This window comes from Paenibacillus sp. MDMC362, from assembly GCF_003269305.1.
Classification (GTDB): Bacteria; Bacillota; Bacilli; order Paenibacillales; family Paenibacillaceae; genus Paenibacillus_AQ.
The window spans coordinates 18,695-38,702 of record NZ_QLYT01000035.1; the positions used below are offsets into that span (position 1 = coordinate 18,695).

General features: G+C 51.2%; 16 protein-coding genes. 7 read left to right on the forward strand and 9 right to left on the reverse strand.

The window, feature by feature from the left end:
• Positions 1-215: 215 nt before the first annotated feature.
• The 7 genes from spoIIR to fni form a co-directional block, all read right to left on the reverse strand.
• Positions 216-911, reverse strand: a complete 696-nt coding sequence (spoIIR, locus tag DP091_RS17850; RefSeq protein ID WP_113059559.1) for a stage II sporulation protein R — start codon at positions 909-911, stop codon at positions 216-218.
• A 219-nt stretch (positions 912-1,130) separates the two neighbouring features.
• Positions 1,131-2,309 carry an FtsW/RodA/SpoVE family cell cycle protein gene (locus DP091_RS17855; RefSeq protein ID WP_113059560.1) on the reverse strand — a complete coding sequence of 393 codons (1,179 nt, stop codon included), beginning with the start codon at positions 2,307-2,309 and terminating at the stop codon, positions 1,131-1,133.
• A gap of 303 nt (positions 2,310-2,612) precedes the next feature.
• On the reverse strand, positions 2,613-3,800 hold the full coding sequence (locus tag DP091_RS17860) for an FtsW/RodA/SpoVE family cell cycle protein (RefSeq protein ID WP_113059561.1): 1,188 nt from the start codon (positions 3,798-3,800) through the stop codon (positions 2,613-2,615).
• Positions 3,801-3,934: 134 nt separating this feature from the next.
• Positions 3,935-4,822: a peptide chain release factor N(5)-glutamine methyltransferase gene (prmC, locus tag DP091_RS17865; RefSeq protein WP_113059562.1), complete on the reverse strand. Its 888-nt coding sequence runs from the start codon at positions 4,820-4,822 to the stop codon at positions 3,935-3,937.
• Positions 4,823-4,826: 4 nt separating this feature from the next.
• Positions 4,827-5,894, reverse strand: coding sequence for a peptide chain release factor 1 (gene prfA / locus DP091_RS17870; RefSeq protein WP_071218854.1), 1,068 nt, complete (start codon positions 5,892-5,894; stop codon positions 4,827-4,829).
• Positions 5,895-6,107: 213 nt separating this feature from the next.
• Complete coding sequence (ychF, locus tag DP091_RS17875) at positions 6,108-7,208, reverse strand: redox-regulated ATPase YchF (protein WP_015737759.1); 1,101 nt, start codon at positions 7,206-7,208, stop codon at positions 6,108-6,110.
• 185 nt (positions 7,209-7,393) lie between these two features.
• Positions 7,394-8,509 (reverse strand): type 2 isopentenyl-diphosphate Delta-isomerase, encoded by a 1,116-nt coding sequence (fni, locus tag DP091_RS17880; RefSeq protein ID WP_113059563.1) that lies wholly within the window; start codon positions 8,507-8,509, stop codon positions 7,394-7,396.
• A gap of 306 nt (positions 8,510-8,815) precedes the next feature.
• On the opposite strand from fni, the gene DP091_RS17885 reads away from it, so the two are divergent.
• Entirely contained in the window at positions 8,816-10,360 is a 1,545-nt protein-coding gene (locus DP091_RS17885) for a phospholipase D family protein (RefSeq protein ID WP_258394605.1), read from the forward strand.
• 72 nt (positions 10,361-10,432) lie between these two features.
• On the opposite strand, the gene cls is transcribed toward DP091_RS17885, so the two are convergent.
• Entirely contained in the window at positions 10,433-11,935 is a 1,503-nt protein-coding gene (gene cls / locus DP091_RS17890) for a cardiolipin synthase (RefSeq protein ID WP_113059564.1), read from the reverse strand.
• 202 nt (positions 11,936-12,137) lie between these two features.
• On the opposite strand from cls, the gene DP091_RS17895 reads away from it, so the two are divergent.
• The 5 genes from DP091_RS17895 to DP091_RS17915 all read left to right on the forward strand — a co-directional run bounded on the left by DP091_RS17895 (position 12,138) and on the right by DP091_RS17915 (position 17,835).
• Positions 12,138-12,734 carry a TetR/AcrR family transcriptional regulator gene (locus tag DP091_RS17895; protein WP_113059565.1) on the forward strand — a complete coding sequence of 199 codons (597 nt, stop codon included), beginning with the start codon at positions 12,138-12,140 and terminating at the stop codon, positions 12,732-12,734.
• A gap of 97 nt (positions 12,735-12,831) precedes the next feature.
• The gene (locus DP091_RS17900) at positions 12,832-13,173 is read left to right on the forward strand and encodes a DMT family transporter (protein WP_113059566.1); all 342 of its coding nucleotides are present in this window, start codon (positions 12,832-12,834) and stop codon (positions 13,171-13,173) included.
• The gene (locus tag DP091_RS17905) at positions 13,173-13,487 is read left to right on the forward strand and encodes a DMT family transporter (RefSeq protein WP_113059567.1); all 315 of its coding nucleotides are present in this window, start codon (positions 13,173-13,175) and stop codon (positions 13,485-13,487) included. Before DP091_RS17900 ends, DP091_RS17905 begins: the two co-directional genes overlap by 1 nt.
• Before the next feature lie 150 nt (positions 13,488-13,637).
• The gene (locus DP091_RS17910) at positions 13,638-14,591 is read left to right on the forward strand and encodes a TetR/AcrR family transcriptional regulator (RefSeq protein ID WP_113059568.1); all 954 of its coding nucleotides are present in this window, start codon (positions 13,638-13,640) and stop codon (positions 14,589-14,591) included.
• A 28-nt stretch (positions 14,592-14,619) separates the two neighbouring features.
• On the forward strand, positions 14,620-17,835 hold the full coding sequence (locus DP091_RS17915; protein ID WP_113059569.1) for an efflux RND transporter permease subunit: 3,216 nt from the start codon (positions 14,620-14,622) through the stop codon (positions 17,833-17,835).
• Positions 17,836-17,912: 77 nt separating this feature from the next.
• On the opposite strand, the gene DP091_RS17920 is transcribed toward DP091_RS17915, so the two are convergent.
• The gene (locus tag DP091_RS17920) at positions 17,913-18,590 is read right to left on the reverse strand and encodes a TorD/DmsD family molecular chaperone (RefSeq protein WP_113059570.1); all 678 of its coding nucleotides are present in this window, start codon (positions 18,588-18,590) and stop codon (positions 17,913-17,915) included.
• A 341-nt stretch (positions 18,591-18,931) separates the two neighbouring features.
• Here DP091_RS17920 and moaA point away from each other — a divergent pair, with 341 nt between their 5' ends.
• Positions 18,932-19,936, forward strand: a complete 1,005-nt coding sequence (gene moaA, locus DP091_RS17930) for a GTP 3',8-cyclase MoaA (protein WP_113059572.1) — start codon at positions 18,932-18,934, stop codon at positions 19,934-19,936.
• Positions 19,937-20,008 lie beyond the last annotated feature (72 nt).

Genomic DNA, 20,008 nt, shown 5'->3' on the forward strand with positions numbered 1-20,008 from the left:
GATACAGAATTTCATCAGCGCAGCAAGATAACTTATAAATTCTATATCTAACACGAAGCGAATCAGGAAGCAGCTCGGCATCGAATCTAGAATTCAGCCGGGCCTAAGCAGATGCTTTCGATGGCGTTTGCTGAAAATCCACCTTTTTGAACACACTCTTCTACTTCAAAGTTTATCATACCCGATCAGGATTGAAAATCAACTCGCTTATAATCCTAAAACAAGCTTACCACCCAGTTCCAAATGCCAAGGAACATATCCCACAAGAAGAAGCGGACCTCCGGTTCACTGTCGCCTGCATTCTTCGGAGCTTCCTCTTGGGAAGCCTCGCCGGCTTCTGCTGAAACCGTTTGGATACCTGCATCAACAGGCTGAGCCGCCGCATCCCCGCTGCCACCATCGATGAAACAAAGCGGCGGGAACAAGACGCACCACCAGTTCTGCCCTTGACCTTCGCCTAACGTAATCCGCAGCGCATCGTAATCGCCGGCCGGATACACCGTGCCTCCGTATAACTTCGTCGGGAACGGCACAACGCCAAGCTCTACGGTGTAACTGTACGTAATCCCTCTCTTCTTCAACTCTTCACCCACCAATTGGCGGATTTCCGGAAGATGCTGCCGGGTTAATTCTTTGGCGTCTTCCAGGCTTTGCGGATTCTCCAGCTGCAGGACCCAGAGCTGCATTTGCTCAACGACCGAATCACGAATCTCTCTTTTGACCAGCTGATCGGACGGGCTATCGGAATTCGCCAGTATGCGAAGTCGTATCGATTCCTGAGGGATCGGACCGCCAACAACGGAAGCATCAATCTGCTGTCCCTCCCAAGCCATGATAACCATAAACATACAGGATAAGAGCACAACCATTTTTTTCACGATAATACGGAGGGTTTCACTAACATTTTTCATCTCGGACAACCGCCTCTCTATGAACGAAACTCTATGATGCTATCAGTATGTCCGCAGGTAAAAGATATAAACGTTGAATCTAGCAATTTCGATAAAAAATCATAGAGTGGCGCGGCATAATACCAAAAAAAGATGCGATCCCCAGTCGGAATCGCATCTTTGTTTAGATCGGTTATTCAGTTTGTCTCCGTAATTATTGAGCTTCCCGTAAAGAAAAGCTTACGCCTGCTTAGAAGTTGCCGGGCGATAGGCATTCGGATCCGGCATATCTTCCTCCACTTCCTGTCCGTGCAGCTTCACGCTCATGGCTACTCCCAGACTGGCCATACTGATCACTAGGGAAGTTCCCCCGTAGCTGATGAAGGGCAGCGTAATCCCGGTCAGCGGCATTAAGCCGATAAACATGCCGATGTTCTCGAAGATCTGATATAGGAACATGGCCACGATCCCTATAATGAGAAACGGTCCCGCACGCTCCCTGGATTCCAGGGAGATCAGGATCAGCCGATGGATCAGGATGAAATATAACAGAAGCAGAACGGAAGATCCGATAAACCCGAATTCCTCAGCTATCTGCACAAATATGGAATCGGAGTACGCATAAGGCACTCTGCCCGACTGGATCGACGATCCCTGCATGTAGCCCTCGCCGCTCATGCCGCCCGAAGCGATGGCAAGCTTCGCATTCGTCGTATGATAGCTGGCCTTGGCGGTCGCTTTCTCCGGATAGAGCCATGGATCAATCCGTTCCACCCAGTGCGGTTTCAGTATTTTGGATTCCAGCAGTTCATCATGATAATGAATATAGGCCTGGGCGCCGCCGAAGGCCACGCCTGCCACAAGCGCAAGCCCTATGAGCGCATGGGAGAACTTGACGTTCCCGATCCAGAGCAGCCCCAACAAAATCACGACATAACTGAGCGCGTTACCCAAATCATTCTGGGCCATAACGAGCACAAAAGGCACGAATGCCAAGAGTCCGATCGGAACAACGTCCTTCCAGAAGGACAGCAGCGGTTTGTTTTTGCGCACCAATACAAAAGAAAGGAAAATAATCAGGATCAGCTTGAACAATTCAGCAGGCTGTATACTTAAACTGCCAATGTAAATCCAGCCTTGGGCGCCGTTAATATCCTTACCGATAAACATAACGAGGACCAACACGGCCAATCCGCCCAGGTAAATATATTTAGCATATTTAATCAACAACCGGTAATCCAGCAGGCTTATGCCAAAAAAAGCAATAAAGCCGACGATGTAAAAGGCAACCATGCGGAGATGAGAGCCCTCAAATTTGGTGTCAACGGTTGTGCTATATATCGACGTAATGCTGATACCCATCATCATAACCAGTACGAAAACAATAACGTAATCCATCTTCTTGAATTTCTGAAGCATGCTTAATGGTCCCCCTGTGCCTGGAGCTGATCGCCCCCGGTTTGCCTATACAGGCATATAACGATTATTCGAAAAGAAAGTTGACCTGCTTATCGTTGATACAGAACATATTCGTTAAAAACGCTAAAGGCAGACTGCAATGGAGCATTTCAAGGAGTATGCCTACTAGCCCCTAATGAATTATTCTAAAAGATTTCCTCCTCTAATACAATTCACGGGCCCTCCTGTAGTTACCAGCAAAAAATACAAAAGAGATGCTGCTTTCAATAGCATCTCTCTGATTCTAAATCCCAATAAACCGAATCAAGCCTGTTTGGGCGGAGCGGAACGGTACGTTTGAGGATTAGGCATATCCTCCTCCACTTCCTGTCCATGCAGCTTCACACTCATGACGACCCCGAGACACGCCATGTTAATAATGAGTGAGGTTCCGCCATAACTGATGAAGGGCAGCGTAATCCCGGTCAAAGGCATCAATCCAATAAACATGCCGATATTCTCAAAGATTTGATACAGCAGCATGGCCACAATGCCAATGATTAGAAACGGACCCGCTTTGTCCCGACTTTCCAATGATATCAAGATCATCCTGTGAATAAGTATGAAATATAACAACAACAGAACGGAAGAACCGATGAAGCCATATTCCTCTGCAATTTGCACAAAAATCGAATCCGAATACGTATAAGGCACACGTGAGGATTGTACGGAGCTCCCCTGCAAGTACCCTTCCCCGCTCATACCGCCTGAAGCAATTGCCAACTTGGCGTTGTTCGTATGATAACTCGCCTTCGCGGTAGCTTTCTCGGGTACCAGCCATGGATCGATCCGTTCCATCCAATGACCGCGGCTCTCCATGATTTTCGATTCTTTAATTTCATCATGATAGTGGATATAGGCCTGAGCTCCACCGAATGCAATCCCTGCTACAAGCAGCAGTCCGATAAGAGCGTGCGAAAACTTCACATTACCGATCCATAATAACCCAAGCAAGATGACAATATAACTTAGTCCATTACCCAAGTCATTCTGAACCATGACAACGGCAAACGGAATAAACGTCAAAAGCCCAATCGGTACGATGTCCCGCCAAAAAGACAACTTTGCTTTGTTCTTTCGGATAAGAATATAGGTGATAAATATGATCAGCACCAGCTTAAACAACTCTGCAGGCTGGAAATCAACGATACCGAGATTAATCCAGCCCGTGGCATTATTTTTGGTCTGGCCGATGAAGGAAGGCAGCAAAAGGGTTAATAACCCTCCGATGTATATGTGCAGCGCGTATTTATTCCATAAACGATAATCAATCAAACTGAGCCCGAAAAAGGCTGCGAATCCGAGGATATAAAATATCGCCATCTTGATATAGTGTTTTTCGAATCCGGTGGTGTCAAGCGTGGCACTATATATCGATGTAATACTGACAACCATTAGCATCAACAGTACAAAAACGATAACAAAATCAATCTTCTTGAATTTCTGAAGCATGCTTTGGTCCCCCTGTGCCCGGAGCTGTAAACACTGATTTGCCGATTAAGGCCATGTAACGATCTGAACGAAAACAACCCATTTAACCGGCTCAGCCCATCATCTATTTTAAAAGAAATCAGCCCCGAATACAATTAACGTAAAATTCCCAAGACATGCCTGTCAATGCCCGCCAAGTCCGGCACCGTGACGATTTCCTTCCAGTGCCCTGCACTCCGCAAAAGCTCTGCCACATCCCCGGCTTGGCCCATGCCCAGCTCGAAGGCAATCAGCCGCGGCGGCGCTGACAGCAAGGGCAGCTGCTCCATCATGATCCGGTACGGATTCAAACCGTCCGGCCCGCCATCCAGTGCCGTTCGCGGTTCATAGTCGCGGACTTCGGGCTGAAGCCCCTCAATATCTTCTGCCGGAATGTAAGGCGGGTTGGAGACGAGGATGTCCGGCGCCATGCCGGCGAACGGCTCCAGCAGGTTCCCCTGCCGGAACTCGACATCGGCATTCAGATGCTTCGCATTACGCGCAGCGACCTCCAGCGCATCAGGCGAAATATCGCTCGCAAGCAAATCCCACGCCGCCTCCTGTAATGCCAACGTAATAGCAATGGCCCCGCTGCCGGTGCCGATGTCTATGGCCTTTAACCTTTTTGATCGCGGAGTGAGCTCCCGTCCATACTTCAGCACCGCTTCCACGAGCAGCTCCGTTTCCGGACGCGGAATGAGAACCGCCGACGTGACTTCAAACGGCCGGCCGTAAAATTCCTGCTCGCCGATAATATACTGCGCAGGTACGCCCTGCGCCTTGCGATTAATGACGTCCTCCAAGGCGTGGCGCCGGTTCGCCGGAAACGGCTCCGCAAGCGCCATATAATATGAGGTTCCCGACAATCCCAGCACATGCTCCAGCAGCAGCTGCGCATTCCGCTGCGGCTCCATTACCCGCATGCCGTCTAAAAAAGAAGAAGCCTCCACAAAGGCTTCTCTTATGCTGCGCTGCGGCGTTAATTCAAATCTCGTCCGCTTCAAAGCGTTATACTCCTTTTTCCATCGCTTCAGCCTGCTCCGCAAGGGTCAGCGCCGATACGATCTCTTCAATCTCCCCGTTCATCACTTGATCCAGCTTGTGAACGGTAAGTCCGATCCGGTGGTCGGTCACACGGCTTTGCGGGAAGTTGTACGTACGGATCCGCTCACTGCGGTCACCTGTACCTACTTTGCTCTTCCGCTCACCGGCATACTTCGCTTCTTCCTCTTGGCGCATCATATCAAAGATACGGGCCCTAAGCACCTGCAGCGCCTTCTCCTTATTGGAGTTCTGCGATTTGCCGTCTTGGCACGTAGCCACGATCCCCGTCGGGATATGCGTTACGCGTACCGCCGACTTGGTGGTGTTAACGGACTGACCGCCTGCACCGCTGGAGCAGAAGGTATCCACGCGGATGTCCTTGTCATGGATCTCGATATCCACTTCTTCCGCCTCCGGCATGACCGCCACGGTGGAGGTAGAGGTATGGATACGACCGCCGGATTCCGTAGCCGGAATCCGCTGAACACGGTGCGCGCCGCTCTCGAATTTCATTTTGCTGTATGCGCCGCGGCCATTGATCATGAAGATGACTTCCTTGAAGCCGCCCAGATCGTTCGTGTTAACGTCCATCAGTTCAACCTTCCAGCCCTGGGTATCCGCATAACGGGTATACATCCGGTACAGGTCGGAAGCAAACAACGCCGCCTCGTCGCCGCCGGCTGCGCCGCGAATCTCGATGATGACGTTCTTGTCATCGTTCGGGTCCTTCGGCAGCAGCAAGATCCGAATCTTCTCCGCCAGCTCTTGTTCGCGCTGGGTAAGCTCTTCGATCTCCATTTTCACCATTTCGCGCATTTCGTCATCCAACTTTTCGCCCTGCATGGTTTTGGCAGCTTCGAGCTCTTCAATAACATTTTTATATTCAACATAAGCCTCATAAGCAGGCTGTAAATCGGATTGTTCTTTGGAATAATCCCTGAGCTTCTTGGAGTCATTAGCGACATCGGGATCGCACAACAGCTCACTTAACTTCTCGTAACGGTCCGCAAGGGATTGTAATCGGTCCAACAAAGGAATTCACCTCTCTAAGATATATTCCTGAAGATATGCCTTTTTGCACTCCACTTCGCATCACAATGAAGTGTAAACGACTTTTTATTTTACCATGAAACGGCGCATTTGACTAGCAGGCAGTTGACCGCACGGAAAGGTTCTCCCCTTCAAAAAAACCACGGTCCCATGCACAAAGTGACATGGAGCCATGGCCTTTGAATCGTTCAATTCCTACACATTGAAACGGAAGTGCATCACATCGCCGTCATTCACAACGTACTCTTTGCCTTCCAGGCGAAGCTGACCGCGTTCCTTCGCGCCGTTCATCGATCCGGCTGCAACGAGGTCATCGTAAGCTACAACCTCTGCACGAATGAAGCCGCGTTCGAAGTCGGTATGAATCACGCCTGCCGCTTGCGGAGCCTTCGTTCCTTTGCGGATCGTCCAGGCACGCACTTCCTGCACGCCCGCCGTAAAGTAAGTGTACAATCCCAGAAGACTGTAAGCAGCCTTGATGAGACGATTCAAACCGGATTCTTCCAGCCCCAGCTCCTCAAGGAACATCGCTTTGTCCTCGCCTTCAAGCTCGGCAATTTCGGCTTCAACCTTCGCGCTGATCGGAACCACGATCGCGTTCTCCGCAGCCGCGAAATCACGAACCTGCTGTACGTAAGGATTGCTGTCGGCTTCCGCAACGCCGTCTTCGCTCAGGTTAGCCGCGTACAGCACCGGCTTCAATGTCAGCAGGTGCAAATCGCGAACAATCAGCTTCTCATCATCGCTCAGCTCCACGCTGCGTGCCGGTTGATCGTTGTAAAGAGCTTCCTTCAGGCGCTCCAGCAGTTCTACTTCCTGAGCATACTGCTTGTTGCCGCCCTTCATGTTCTTCTTCGCGCGGTCAATCCGCTTCTCCACGCTGTCGAGATCCGCAAGGATCAGCTCCAGATTAATCGTCTGGATATCGCTGACCGGGTTCACTTTACCGTCAACGTGGGTAATGTTCTCGTCTTCAAAGCAGCGAACAACATGGACGATGGCATCCACTTCGCGAATATGGGCAAGAAACTTGTTCCCAAGACCTTCCCCTTTGCTCGCCCCGCGAACCAAGCCCGCGATGTCCACGAATTCAAAAGCGGTTGGTACCGTTTTGTTCGGTTGAACCAGCTCGGTCAGCTTGTCGAGACGCTCATCCGGCACTTCCACAACACCGACGTTAGGATCAATCGTACAGAACGGATAGTTGGCCGATTCGGCGCCCGCTTGCGTGATCGCATTAAACAATGTTGATTTGCCGACGTTTGGCAAACCGACGATTCCTGCTTTTAAAGCCATTTATGTGACAACTCCTTATCAGGTTTACTTCTATATTTGTAAGTATTACACAGCCTCGGTTCTTATCGCCGAAGCTACTAGTCGTAAGCTAAACAATCTTATTAATTATAGCAGATACCCAATAGACTTCAACACGAATATACTGCCATCGCTTTAAAGTAGATTCCGCCAATCACTCCGGCCATTCATGCACGAATCAGCCGTTGGGTTGACTTCAGCGCATCGATATTCCCCGCGCCGATTCCGAACATCGCCGTTCGCAGCTCCAACTCCACCTGGGCAAGCCGCTGATCCAGCGCTTCCACCGATTCGACGGCCGATCCCAGGAGTCCACGCCCGAAGCCTGCCAGATCGGCGCCAAGACAGAGCGCTTTAGCCGCATCGACACCGCTTTGCAGCCCGCCGCTGCCGATAAGCGCACAGGTTGGCGCAGCTTCGCGCACCTCCACGATGCATTCCGCGGTAGGATTACCCCACCCGGCGAAAGCTTCAGCCGCAGCGCGGCGAACCGGATCCGGGCTGCGGAATTTTTCAACCTGGCTCCAGGAGGTACCGCCCGCACCAGCCACGTCGATGAAGGCCGCCCCGATATTGAGCAGGTTCCGCGCCGTTTCACCATCGATCCCCCACCCGACTTCTTTAATGCCGACCGGTACCGGAAGCGTACGGCACAGATCCTCAATTCTCCTTAGCAAGCGGCCAAACCGTGTATTCCCTTCCGGCTGAAATACCTCTTGAAGTCCGTTTAAATGAAGGACCAGCATGTCCGCCCCCGCGATATCCACCGCCCGCTGACAATCGTCAAGGCCAAAGCCATAGTTCAGCTGCACCGCTCCAAGGTTGGCGATAACCGGCACGCTCGGCGCACTCTCCCGGACACGGAAAGTGGGAGCAAGCTCCTCCTTCTCCACCGCTGCCCGCACGGAGCCTACCCCAAGCGCCCAGCCGCGCCGCTGCGCGGCTTCAGCCAGACGTCTATTGATCTCTCCGGTGGCCTTGCTTCCCCCAGTCATGGAGCTGATCAAAAATGGGGTTCGTACGGAAAAATCAAGAAATGCAGTGTCCAGCTTAATATCTTCGAAGTCGATTTCCGGCAGTGCGGAGTGACGGAAGCGGTAACGTTCAAAACCGGTGGTTACCCCTACGGAGCCAACTTCTTCATTCAGGCATAAGCGTACATGCTCTATTTTCCGCTCGCCCGTAGGCACTTCCGGCACCAGCCTGCCCTCGGGTCTTTCCAAACCTCTGCCTGAAATGGTTTCAGCTGGTTGACCCGCGGTCTCGTTATGTTCTGAATTCATCCCGTACCTCCTTATCCACTTCGCTCATCCTTTAGATAAGCCATATATAAGCATATCATTGGCATCAGGTTATCCCGCCTGCATGATATGCACATCATCCATTAGCAAAAAAATATAAACGACTCGGTCTTGACTCATTCTGCCGCATGCTTTGAAAAAACAAACCCGAATATCATTCTACCCCGGCTTCCTAGGATTAACTCCGTCCATATCTCACACTTGCTGAATTGCAGAAACGATGAGTGCGTCAGAACGGGACTTTCATGTTAATTAACGGTATACAACAGCGATAGGAGGAGGGCTATCTTGGGTTTCCGCCATTTCATTCATAACCGCAATTCAGAAAATCTACCTACACCCGATGCAAGCACGCTGCTCATGTCAGGGAAACCGAATACCAAACGCCCCCGAACGCGAACAACGATTTTCATCTGCCTTGTCCTTCTTATACTATGGCTCATCGGCGTGATGATCTATCAGACGCATAAGCCGCTACCGAAAGGGATCTCCTATGAAAGCCCGCTGTACCAGAGCGACGTTAAAATGTGGACCGACCTGACCTACCCCGGACCGGATGGTCAACCGGTACATGATCGCGAAATCGGACCGCGCATCGGTCAAATTATCGACGAATCCCGAAAGTTCCTGGTTATCGATATGTTTCTGTTCAACGGCTACGCTCATAAAGATCAGGATTTCCCCAAAGTTAGCGAAGAACTTGCCCATCGCCTTGTTGCCCATAAGAAGAAATATCCCCATATGGATATCTTCTTTATTTCCGATGAAGTGAATACCGGGTATGGCTCCTATCCGCTCCCGGAATTCGAGGCCATGAAGGCTGTCGGCATTCATGTAATCATGACCGACGTCGACCGGCTGCGAGACTCCACGCCCGCCTATTCTGCCGTATGGCGCACATTCTTCCAGTGGTTTGGCCAGTCGGGCAAGGGGACACTCCCCAATCTGATGGCCAACGAAGCACCCGAAATTACGGTGCGCTCCTATCTGAAGCTGCTGAACGTGAAGGCCAATCACCGTAAAGTCGTCATCAGCGAGAACACCGCGCTGGTCACATCAGCCAACATCCATGACGCCAGCGCGTTCCACTCGAACATTGCCTTCGAAACGAGCGGGGACATCATCGGGGATATGCTTGCAGCCGAGCAAGCCGCCGTTAACCTTACAAGCCCGATCAAATTGCCGGAGTATGAACCGGGCTCTAAGTCACCCGTGCAGCCTTCAGGTCAAGCTAAAGATGTCGATGTTCGTTATTTAACGGAAGGGAAAATTTATAAATATGTTCTGGAGGCCATCGAGCAATCACAGCCCGGGGACACGCTCTGGATGGGGATGTTCTATCTGGCCGACAGCAAAGTCATGGATCAGCTACTAAAAGCTTCGGACCGCGGCGTTGATATACGCCTCATCCTGGATCCGAACCAGAACGCCTTCGGCCGGGATAAGATCGGCATCCCCAACCGTCCGGCTGCGGCCGAGCTCATCAAGAAATCCAAAGGGAACATCTCCATTCGCTGGTACAACACCGGTACGGAGCAGTATCATACCAAGCTCATGTACATTGCCAAACCGACGGGGAAATCCGTCATTACCGGCGGGTCAACCAATTTTACCCAGCGGAATCTTGCCGATCTCAATCTGGAAAACAACTTGTGGATAGCCGCGCCTAAAGATCATCCGCTTACCCGGGATCTGGACCGTTACTTTCATCGAATATGGTTCAACGAAGGCGCAGCCTTTAGTCTCGAAGCCGAGGCTTACCAAGGAGAAACGACATGGATGAAGGACGTCCTGTTTAAACTGCAAAAATGGCTGGGCCTCACAACCTTCTAACAATTCCTTCAATAGTATGTATGTACGCGCATGTAGGGCCGGTCTAGGCCCGAAGGCCAACCTCCGCTTGGCCTACAGCAGAGGTGACATCAGTCGGGCGGCCGACTCCAGCAGCCGGGTCATGATTCTCTTTTTACGGGTATGATTGCGATCGTACAGGAGGGCCGATTCCAGGTCCTGCTCGAAATCGAATACCAGCCTGCCTACACTTTCCGTATGAACGAGTAAAGCGTTAACCTCAAAATTAAGGTGGAAGCTCCGCATGTCCATGTTAGCCGTGCCAATGGTTGCGACCTCGCCGTCAACGATCAGCAGCTTCGAATGCATGAATCCTTTTTCATATTCATATACCCTTACCCCGGCGTCCAGCAGATCCGGGAAATAGGAATGGGAAGCCAGGAAGGGCAGCCATTTGTCCGGCTTCGACGGAAACAAAATCCGCACATCAAGACCGGACAGGGCAGCCACCCTGAGCGCGGTGAATATGTCTTCATCCGGTATAAAATACGGCGTAGCCAGCCATACCGACTTGCGAGCCGACACAATCATGGAGAAGAAAATGTTCTTCAGGGCCCTTCGCTCATTGTCCGGTCCGCTTGCGATAATCTGAACGGCACCGGCGCGACTCTCCAGTAAATCCGGTGAATAATAGATCGGCTCACTCGGCTGCTCTCCCGTCATGTACTGCCAATCCTGCAGAAAGACAACCTGGAGCGTTCTGACAGCCTCTCCGCGAACAAGCATATGGGTATCACGCCAGAAACCGAATGCCTTGCTGCGGCTTAAATACTCATCCCCTACATTCAATCCCCCAACGAATCCGACACTCCCGTCAATCACAACGATTTTGCGATGATTACGGTAATTTACACGGCTCGTGAAGAAAATCGTCTTTGGACTGCCGAATACGGCGACCTGTACACCCGCATCCCTCATCTCCTGCAAAAAGGAGGGCGGCAGCTGCAAGCTGCCAACGGCGTCCACCATAAACCGCACGGCAACCCCCTCTCTCGCCTTCCGAATTAATATTTCCTGGATCTGCGTTCCGATCGCATCCGGACGATAAATGTAATATTCCATATGAATGTGATGCGCCGCTTGTTCCAGCTCCGTAATCAAGGCTGCAAAAGTCTCTTCCCCGTCGGTCAGCACCTTGGTTTCGCTTGAGAAGGAAATCGGCGTTCGTGCCAGGCGGGTAGACAGCTGGAGGAGCTGCTGCACTTCGGGCTTAAAGCAGGAGATGTCCGGGGTGTTCTTGCGGAGCACTTCGCTGGTGTATGCCAGAACGTCCTTACGTGCCTTTTTGTCGTATTTTCTCCGCTTGAAATAGTTCTGTCCAAACAAAAAATAAAACACAAGCCCCACGATAGGGACTAACGCCAAGAGCAGAATCCAGGCCATTGTGCTGGTGGGATGACGGTTCTCCATAAAAATCATGAAACCGATGGATACTACGGTTAGCGTGGAGAATATCCCGATAATGGTCCCGGTCGTCTTCCCGAAATAATCCAGGCCAAAATAATAAAACGCGAACAAAAGCGCGGTAATCAATACAGCCTGTATTCCCTTTCTCATATCGTATACCCCTTGTTCTTCATCGTTAATGTCTCTATGTATGCACGATGCTGGTCACACCATATTCTACATGATCTCCCCCAGGAACTAAAGACTGTTCTCCGCGAGCTGACAAGGGACCGATGCCCCAAAATATAATATTGACAATGGTAACGCCATTTGTTAAAAATATAACTAACGATCGTTAGTTAGGAGGTGGATTATGAGTGCCGCCGATATTAAGCAAGCCGCCCTTGCCCACTTTGCCAAAAACGGTTACGAAGGGGCGTCGCTGAAACATATTGCAGACGACTGCGGGATCAAAAAACCGTCGATATATGCTCATTTTTCAAGCAAGAACGACTTGTTTCTACAGGTGCTTCAGGACGTATTCCAGCGCCAAGAGCAATTGATGGTGGACTATTTCCTCGATCATGCGGATTGGTCGCTGGAGCAGCAGCTGCACGGATTTCTTGAAAGCCGTCTCCAAGCTTATCGCCTAGATGATGAAGTGCGGTTCTTCTTGCGAATGGCCTTCTTTCCGCCAAGCGCGCTGTATGACGAAGTGATGGGGATGGTGTATCCGCTGCTGGATCAACAAGAGGAGAACTTGTCTAGGCTGCTTGCCGCTGGCTGTCCGGAGCATGGACGTATCATACGTCATCCGCGCGATGCGGCGATTGCCTTTATGACCTTGGTGGACGGAATCCACCTGGAAACCGTGTACGGCGGGGAAGAACGGGCCATGAGACGTCTTGCAGCCGCTTGGCCCGTGTATTGGTTAGGAGTAACTAAGCAAAGATACAACCACAAGAGTTAATGTCTCCTATCATACGCATAGGCTTAAGGAGAATAGGAACAGGAATCGGTAACCGTTAGGGGTTACTGTTGTTTTCATAAAAGGAGTGACAATCATAATGAATCGCAACTGGATTTTTGTGCTGCTTGGTGGATTGGTTGAAATCATATGGGTTATGGGTTTGAAGCATTCCTCCAACACCTGGGAATGGCTTGGAACCATTGCCGCCATTGCAGTCAGCTTCTATCTTATTATCGAGGCAGCCAAACGGCTGCCGGTCGGAACGGTGTATGCCGTATTCACGGGAATCGGCACAGCCGGAACGGTCGCTTCCGAAATGCTGTTCTTCGGAGAACCGTTTAAACTGCTCAAGGTGCTTCTGATCTGCGTGCTGCTGGCAGGTGTAATCGGCCTGAAGCTGGTTACGGCGGATCATCCTGAACCGGAGGTGAGTAAGTAATGGCCTGGGTTGCTCTTGTATTTGCCGGATTATTCGAAATCGGCGGCGTCATCGGCATCAAAGGCGTGTCGGAGCGCAAGGGATGGCAATATATACTGATTTTGGCCTTATCTTTTGCCGCCAGCTTCTCCCTCCTCTCCTACGCCATGACCGTACTGCCTATGGGTACCGCTTATGCCATCTGGACGGGAATCGGGACGGTGGGCGGCGCCATCACCGGAATGCTCCTGTTCGGGGAACCAAAGGAATGGCGGCGCGTGCTCTTTATTGCCATGATTCTGTGCTCGGCTGTCGGTCTGAAATTGATCAGTTAAAAAATTTCAACAAATTTCATAGTTTTCAGAACCCATGAGAACGAACGACCGTAGTAAAGTTGAAACGGTCGTTCTTTTTCATATATAATAATTCTTGACCTAATGGTCAATCCAAGAACCGCAAAGTTCTCAAGCGAGGTGAGCTTTTGATTGGCTGATAAAACGGCAGAAAAACGACAGCAAATTCTCATCACTGCGATGCAGCTGTTTTCCGCGAAGGGCTCTTCGGTTACCTCCATGCAGGAAATCGCCGAAGTATGCGGGATGTCGAAAGGCAGCCTCTATCTTCATTTCAAGTCCAAAGAGGAACTGGAAAAGAGCATTTACGAGCATATCGCAAGCCGGATTAAAGACGAGATTCTCCGGGTCGACCACGATCCGCTTCTTGCTCCCAAGGAGCAGCTGCGCAAGCAGACGGAAGTGCTTCTGATCCATTTTCTGGAGATCCGGGAATTTCTCCTGAAGCAGTTCCATGATCAGATGCCGGGGAAACCGCCTTTTGACAAAGAAAACATGCGGCAGGAAATGCTGGCTGCATTGCAGTGGTTTAACAATAAGCTTAAATCCATTTATGGGCCCGAAGTAGAGCCATACACATTGGAAATCGGCATGTTTATGGGCAGTATGCTGGGTTCGTATATCCGCTTCCTGTTCATGCCCGGGTTCCATTTGAATGTGGGAATCACCGCTGATCACCAGATTCAGCTGCTCGATGATATTGTAGCCAGCATTCTGCGCAGACGGCCCGAGCCCCTGATTCCGATGGAGGCAGTTGGGGAATTGGGTCAATTGTGCCAGACCGACATTCCCAAACAGCGTCATCCGCTGATCGTTATTAAGGCGATGAAAACCGAGCTGAAGAAGATTCAAGTGGAGCCGGATGTCCGGGAAGATGCAATGGAGTCGCTCCATATTATGGAGAAGGAACTGCTTGCCCTCCAGCCCAGCCGGGCCGTTCTAAAAGGAATGCTTGCAAACTTGGAGGAGATCGAGGACCTTGAAGCCTTGTTTACGGAGCTGAAGGGCACCATTGTTACCGTGCTCGAAAGCTATCTGACACCCGGTGGAATGATGCAGGGAAATGAGTACAAGTTAGAGACATAGAGTTTTGGAGAGGAGAGAGAATCGCCTAATGAAAGGAATTATCAATTTCTCGCTGCGCAACAAGTTTGCGATCTGGCTGCTGACCATCATCGTCAGCTTCGGTGGGTTATACAGCGGACTGACGATGAAGCAGGAAACCATTCCGGATATTAACGTCCCGTTCTTAAGTGTCACCGCGATCTATCCGGGCGCAGCCCCTGAAGGGGTCGTGGAGGATGTCACGAAACCGCTCGAGACGAGACTCCGCAATATTGACGGCGTCAAAACCGTAACCTCCACGTCCATGGAGAATGCAGCCAACGTCATGGTTGAGTTTGATTATGGTAGTGATCTGGACAACGCTACGGCCGCTGTTCGTGAAGCTATTAACGAGGTAAAGCTGCCCGATGACGCCCAGAAGCCTACCATATCCAAATTCAGCATGAGCTCCATGCCGGTTGTCTCCCTAAGCATTGCGAACAAAGACAACATGGCATTGGATGAATTGACACGGATCACAGAGAATGACATCGTTCCGGAGCTGGAGGATTTGGACGGCGTTGCTTCCATCCAGGTAGCCGGACAATTCGTGAACGAGGTACAGCTTAAGTTTAATCAGGACAAGCTGAGCGAGCTTGGCTTGACGGAGGATACCGTCAAAGGTATCGTGCAGGGTTCCGCGCTGTACGTTCCGCTCGGTATGTTCGAAATGGACAAATCCCAGAAGGCCGTTGCCATTGATGGCGGCATTATCGGCATTGACGATCTGAAAAATATCGCCATTCCGGTAGTTCCGGGCGGCGGCGGTGCAGATGCAGCTGCCGGAGCCGGCGCTCCGAATGCCGGGGCAGGTCAACAACCATCGCAGCAGCCTTCCGGTGAAGCGGCTGGGGCAGGCCAACAAGGCGCTCCTGGAGCCGGTGCTGCTGCAGGCGGACCAAGCGGTGCTCCTGCCGTTTCAACCGGCATTCCAACCGTAAAACTCAGCGAGATTGCCAAAATTGAAGTTATAGGAACCTCCGAATCCATCTCCCGCACCAACGGGAAGGAATCGATCGGTATCCAAATCGTGAAAGCCAACGACGCCAATACGGTTGACGTTGTCAATCAGGTGAAAGACAAGGCCGAAGAATTGAGAGGCCTCTACCCTGGCATGGATCTCACGATCATGCTGGACCAAGGCAAGCCGATTGAAGACTCTGTTCATACGATGCTTTCCAAAGCATTATTCGGCGCATTGTTCGCCGTTCTGATCATAATGGTCTTCCTGCGCAACATCCGTTCGACGATTATATCGATTATTTCGATCCCATTGTCCTTGCTGATTGCGGTGCTCTGTCTGAGACAAATGGATATCACCCTGAATATGATGTCACTCGGTGCCATGACCGTTGCCATCGGCCGGGTTGTCGACGACTCGATCGTCGTTATCGAGAATATCTACCGGCGCATGTCCCTCTCGACCGAGAAATTAACGGGCCGCGAGCTCATCAGCGCCGCTACACGTGAAATGTTTGTGCCGATCATGTCCTCCACTATCGTAACCATCGCGGTATTCCTGCCGCTTACCCTGGTCAGCGGTATGGTCGGAGAGCTGTTCATGCCATTTGCATTGACGATGGTATTCGCACTGCTCGCTTCCCTGGTCGTAGCGATCACGCTCGTGCCCGCAATGGCGCACAGCCTGTTCCGCAAAGGCTTGAAGAACAAACATGATCATGCGGAGAAACCGGGCGCAATGGCCCGCGGGTATCGTTCCATTCTGAAATGGACGCTGAATCACAAAGCCATTACATTCCTGGCAGCCATCGCGTTATTGGCAGGGAGCTTGTTCCTGACGAAGTACCTCGGCGTTAGCTTCATTCCGGAACAGGAAGACAAATATGCCATGGTGACTTATTCTCCTGAGCCTGGCGTCATGCTGGAGGATGTGGAGGAGCGAGCATTAAAAGCGGAGAAATTGATCCTGGATCAACCTGGAGTGAAAACGATGCAGTACTCCATCGGCGGAAGCAATCCGCTTGGTATGGGATCAGCCAATTCCGGATTGTTCTATATTATGTATGACCCGGACACGAAAAACTTCGAAGATGTCAAAAAAGCCCTTGTAGAGGATCTTGCCAAGGAAGTACCGGACGGTACTTGGTCCAACATGGACATGGCAGCCGGCGGCTTTGGCGGCAGCCAGTTAACGGTTAACGTCTTTGGCGATTCTCTCGAGCAGATTAAGCCGGTGGCTGATCAAATCGCAGAGCTTGCCAACAAGGATACAGCCACCTTCGAGAATGCTGAAACCAGCTTGTCCGAAGCGTTCGAGCAGTATACGCTGGTTGCTGACCAAGAGAAGCTGAGCTCCCTTGGCCTGACCGCAGGACAATTGGCAATGAAGCTGTCTCCCGTACGGGAACGTCCGGTCTTGACCGAAGTCAAAATTGAGGACAAGACTTACAATGTTTACATTGAGACGGACAGCAAAACCTATAAGAGCATCAAAGAAATCGAGAACGAAACCGTCACCTCTCCACTCGGTATCGAAGTGCCGATCAAGGATGTGGCCAAGGTGGAAAAAGGAACGACTCCTGACTCCATTATGCGCATCGACGGGAAAATGGTTGTGACCGTCACAGCCGACATCCTGTCCAGCGATGTTGGGTCGGCCTCCACTAACCTGGAGACTGAAGTGAACAAGCTTGAGCTTCCAGACGGCGTATCCGTCCAGTTCGGAGGCGTCACCGAGCAAATCAACGAAACCTTTGGACAGCTTGGACTCGCCATGCTGGCAGCCATCGCGATTGTATACTTTGTGCTTGTGGTTACATTCGGCGGCGGTCTCGCGCCGTTCGCCATCCTGTTCTCGCTGCCGTTCATTGTCATTGGAGCCATTATCGGCCTGCTTGTAACAGGCGAGACACTGAACGTGTCTGCACTCATGGGGGTACTCATGTTGATCGGTATCGTCGTGACCAATGCGATTGTATTGATCGACCGCGTAATCCATATGGAGCGCGAAGGCATGAGCACCCGCGAAGCCCTGCTTGAAGCCGGCGCTACCCGTCTTCGTCCAATTCTAATGACGGCACTCGCAACGATCGGCGCTCTCCTGCCACTCGTATTCGGTTGGGAGAACAGCGCAGGCATCATCTCGAAAGGACTTGGCATCACGGTTATCGGCGGTCTGATCAGCTCGACGCTGCTCACACTCGTGGTGGTACCTATCGTGTACGAGTTCCTGATGAAGTTCAGCAAGAAAAGAATCGAAGATTAATTAGAATATCAAAACCCCGGCTTCCTACATTAGGAAGCCGGGGCTTTTTTTGATGACTATGATATGGTCCTGGCTTGCTAATGCACCAGCACAGCTTCCCTGGAATGCTTCCACGTCTTCAGCATGTTCAGATCCTGTGCGAGGAACTCCTCGAGCAGACTGAACACCGACTGATAAAGCGGGCTTTCCGTGGAGCCTTTTAGATCCTTGCAGAGGGATGGCACCCATGACAACAGATGCTCCTCCAGAAACTTCTCTTGAACCTCCATCAATTGCAGCATGCTATGTTCACAATACGTATTGTTCAGCATACGGTCATGAAGCAGTGTCATAAACTCCAGTTCAATGGCTATATGATCGTCCGCTTCCCCGTGCAGTTTATTAAAGGCAACACCGACGGATGCATAACAATCAGCTAAATCCTGAGCACATCCATCCTTCGTGTAATGAGACTTTGCCGCCTGACGCTGTTTGGACTGCTGAAGCAATCGGCGGTATTCCGCCCCTTCATATTCGCAAATCCGAACCAATTCCTCAGGTGAACGTCCACATAAATAGATCATCAGGTCCGTAGCGGCCTTCGAACACTCCGCAGCCTTGCTAATTCCGCTTCCGCGGCTCCATTCCGCAATCATAGACAAGCTGGGCCAATTGCCCAAAAAATCGATAAGCAGCTCGTAGACCGTCCCCCGGTTTTCAAGCCATCTGTAACAAACGTCAGGCACCTCCAAAGTTTGAACAGGTGATATCGCCATATCGAACCTCCTATTGGTAACCTTTCTTGTTGGATGTGATATCCTTGACAGTATATCTTAGATGAACGTCTAATGAAAGCAGTTTGAAATGATTTCCGAAAATTTCGGAAAATTCAGGAAATTTTCGGAAATCTAGAATGTCACTACTCGCTTTCAAGGGGAGAAAGCTTTTGTCCACAGCTTCAATATACTGGATCCCGAAAGCGTTTTCTGTGATTCTTCTCACAAAAGAATGGCCGTTTTGCCGCAGCTTGTCCTGCCGGCATGACTCAAACGGTGCATTGACTCCCGTACGGGGAATCGCTACAATGTGACCATGCATGCTATAAAGGGGGATTTCCATGATCGAGCCGCTTAAAGATTCTTTCGGTCGGGTCCATGATTATATTCGTATCTCGGTGACGGATCGATGCAATCTTCGTTGTGTCTATTGTATGCCGGAAGAAGGGATGGAATTCCAACCTCCCGATCAGATTATGAGTTATGAAGAGATCGCAGCGATCATGCGCGTCCTTGCCCCTATGGGCGTCTCCAAAGTACGCCTTACCGGCGGCGAGCCGCTGGTACGCAAGGATTTGGAATCCTTGGTCCATATGATTGCTTCCATTGAAGGAATTCAAGATATATCCCTGACTACCAACGGGATCATGCTCCCCTCCAAAGCTCGCCTGCTTAAGGAAGCCGGACTTACCCGGATTAACATCAGCCTGGATTCGCTTCACGAGGATCGCTACGCGCGCATTACGCGCGGCGGTCAAGTGCGTAAAGTTCTGGAAGGCATTGAAGCCGCTTATGAAGCCGGGCTGGATCCCATCAAACTGAACATGGTTCTAATGAAGGGCTTCAACGAAGACGAAATTCGCGACTTTATCGCGCTGACGCTCGATCGTCCCCTACATGTCCGCTTTATCGAATACATGCCGATCGGGCAAGCATCCGACGCCTGGCGAGATTCGTATCTGCCGCTGAGCCGGGTATCCGAAGTGTGCCAGGAGGCGGGGTGGGCCATTCAGGAAGAGCAAGGGCCATCCGGCAACGGACCTTCACGAAATATGAAGGTGGTTGGAGCTACAGGAACCTTCGGTCTGATCCATCCGGTCAGCGATCATTTCTGCGATTCCTGCAACCGCCTCAGGCTGACGGCTGACGGGCACATCAAGGCTTGCCTGTACTGGTCCGACGAATTTAACGTGCGCCGCGTCGTCGATGATCCTTCCGCGGTGGCAAACCTGTTCCGCAAAGCGCTGGGTTCCAAACCGCTGAATCATGAAATGGCGCTCGCGCTCGAGAAAAAAATGCAAAGCCATACTCCCACCGTCCGGCGTATGTCACAGATCGGCGGATAAACCGTCGGCTGTGCCTATAATAGCCGTAGGTAGTCATATGGTTGATATTAAAATCCCCGCCAAGCATTTAGC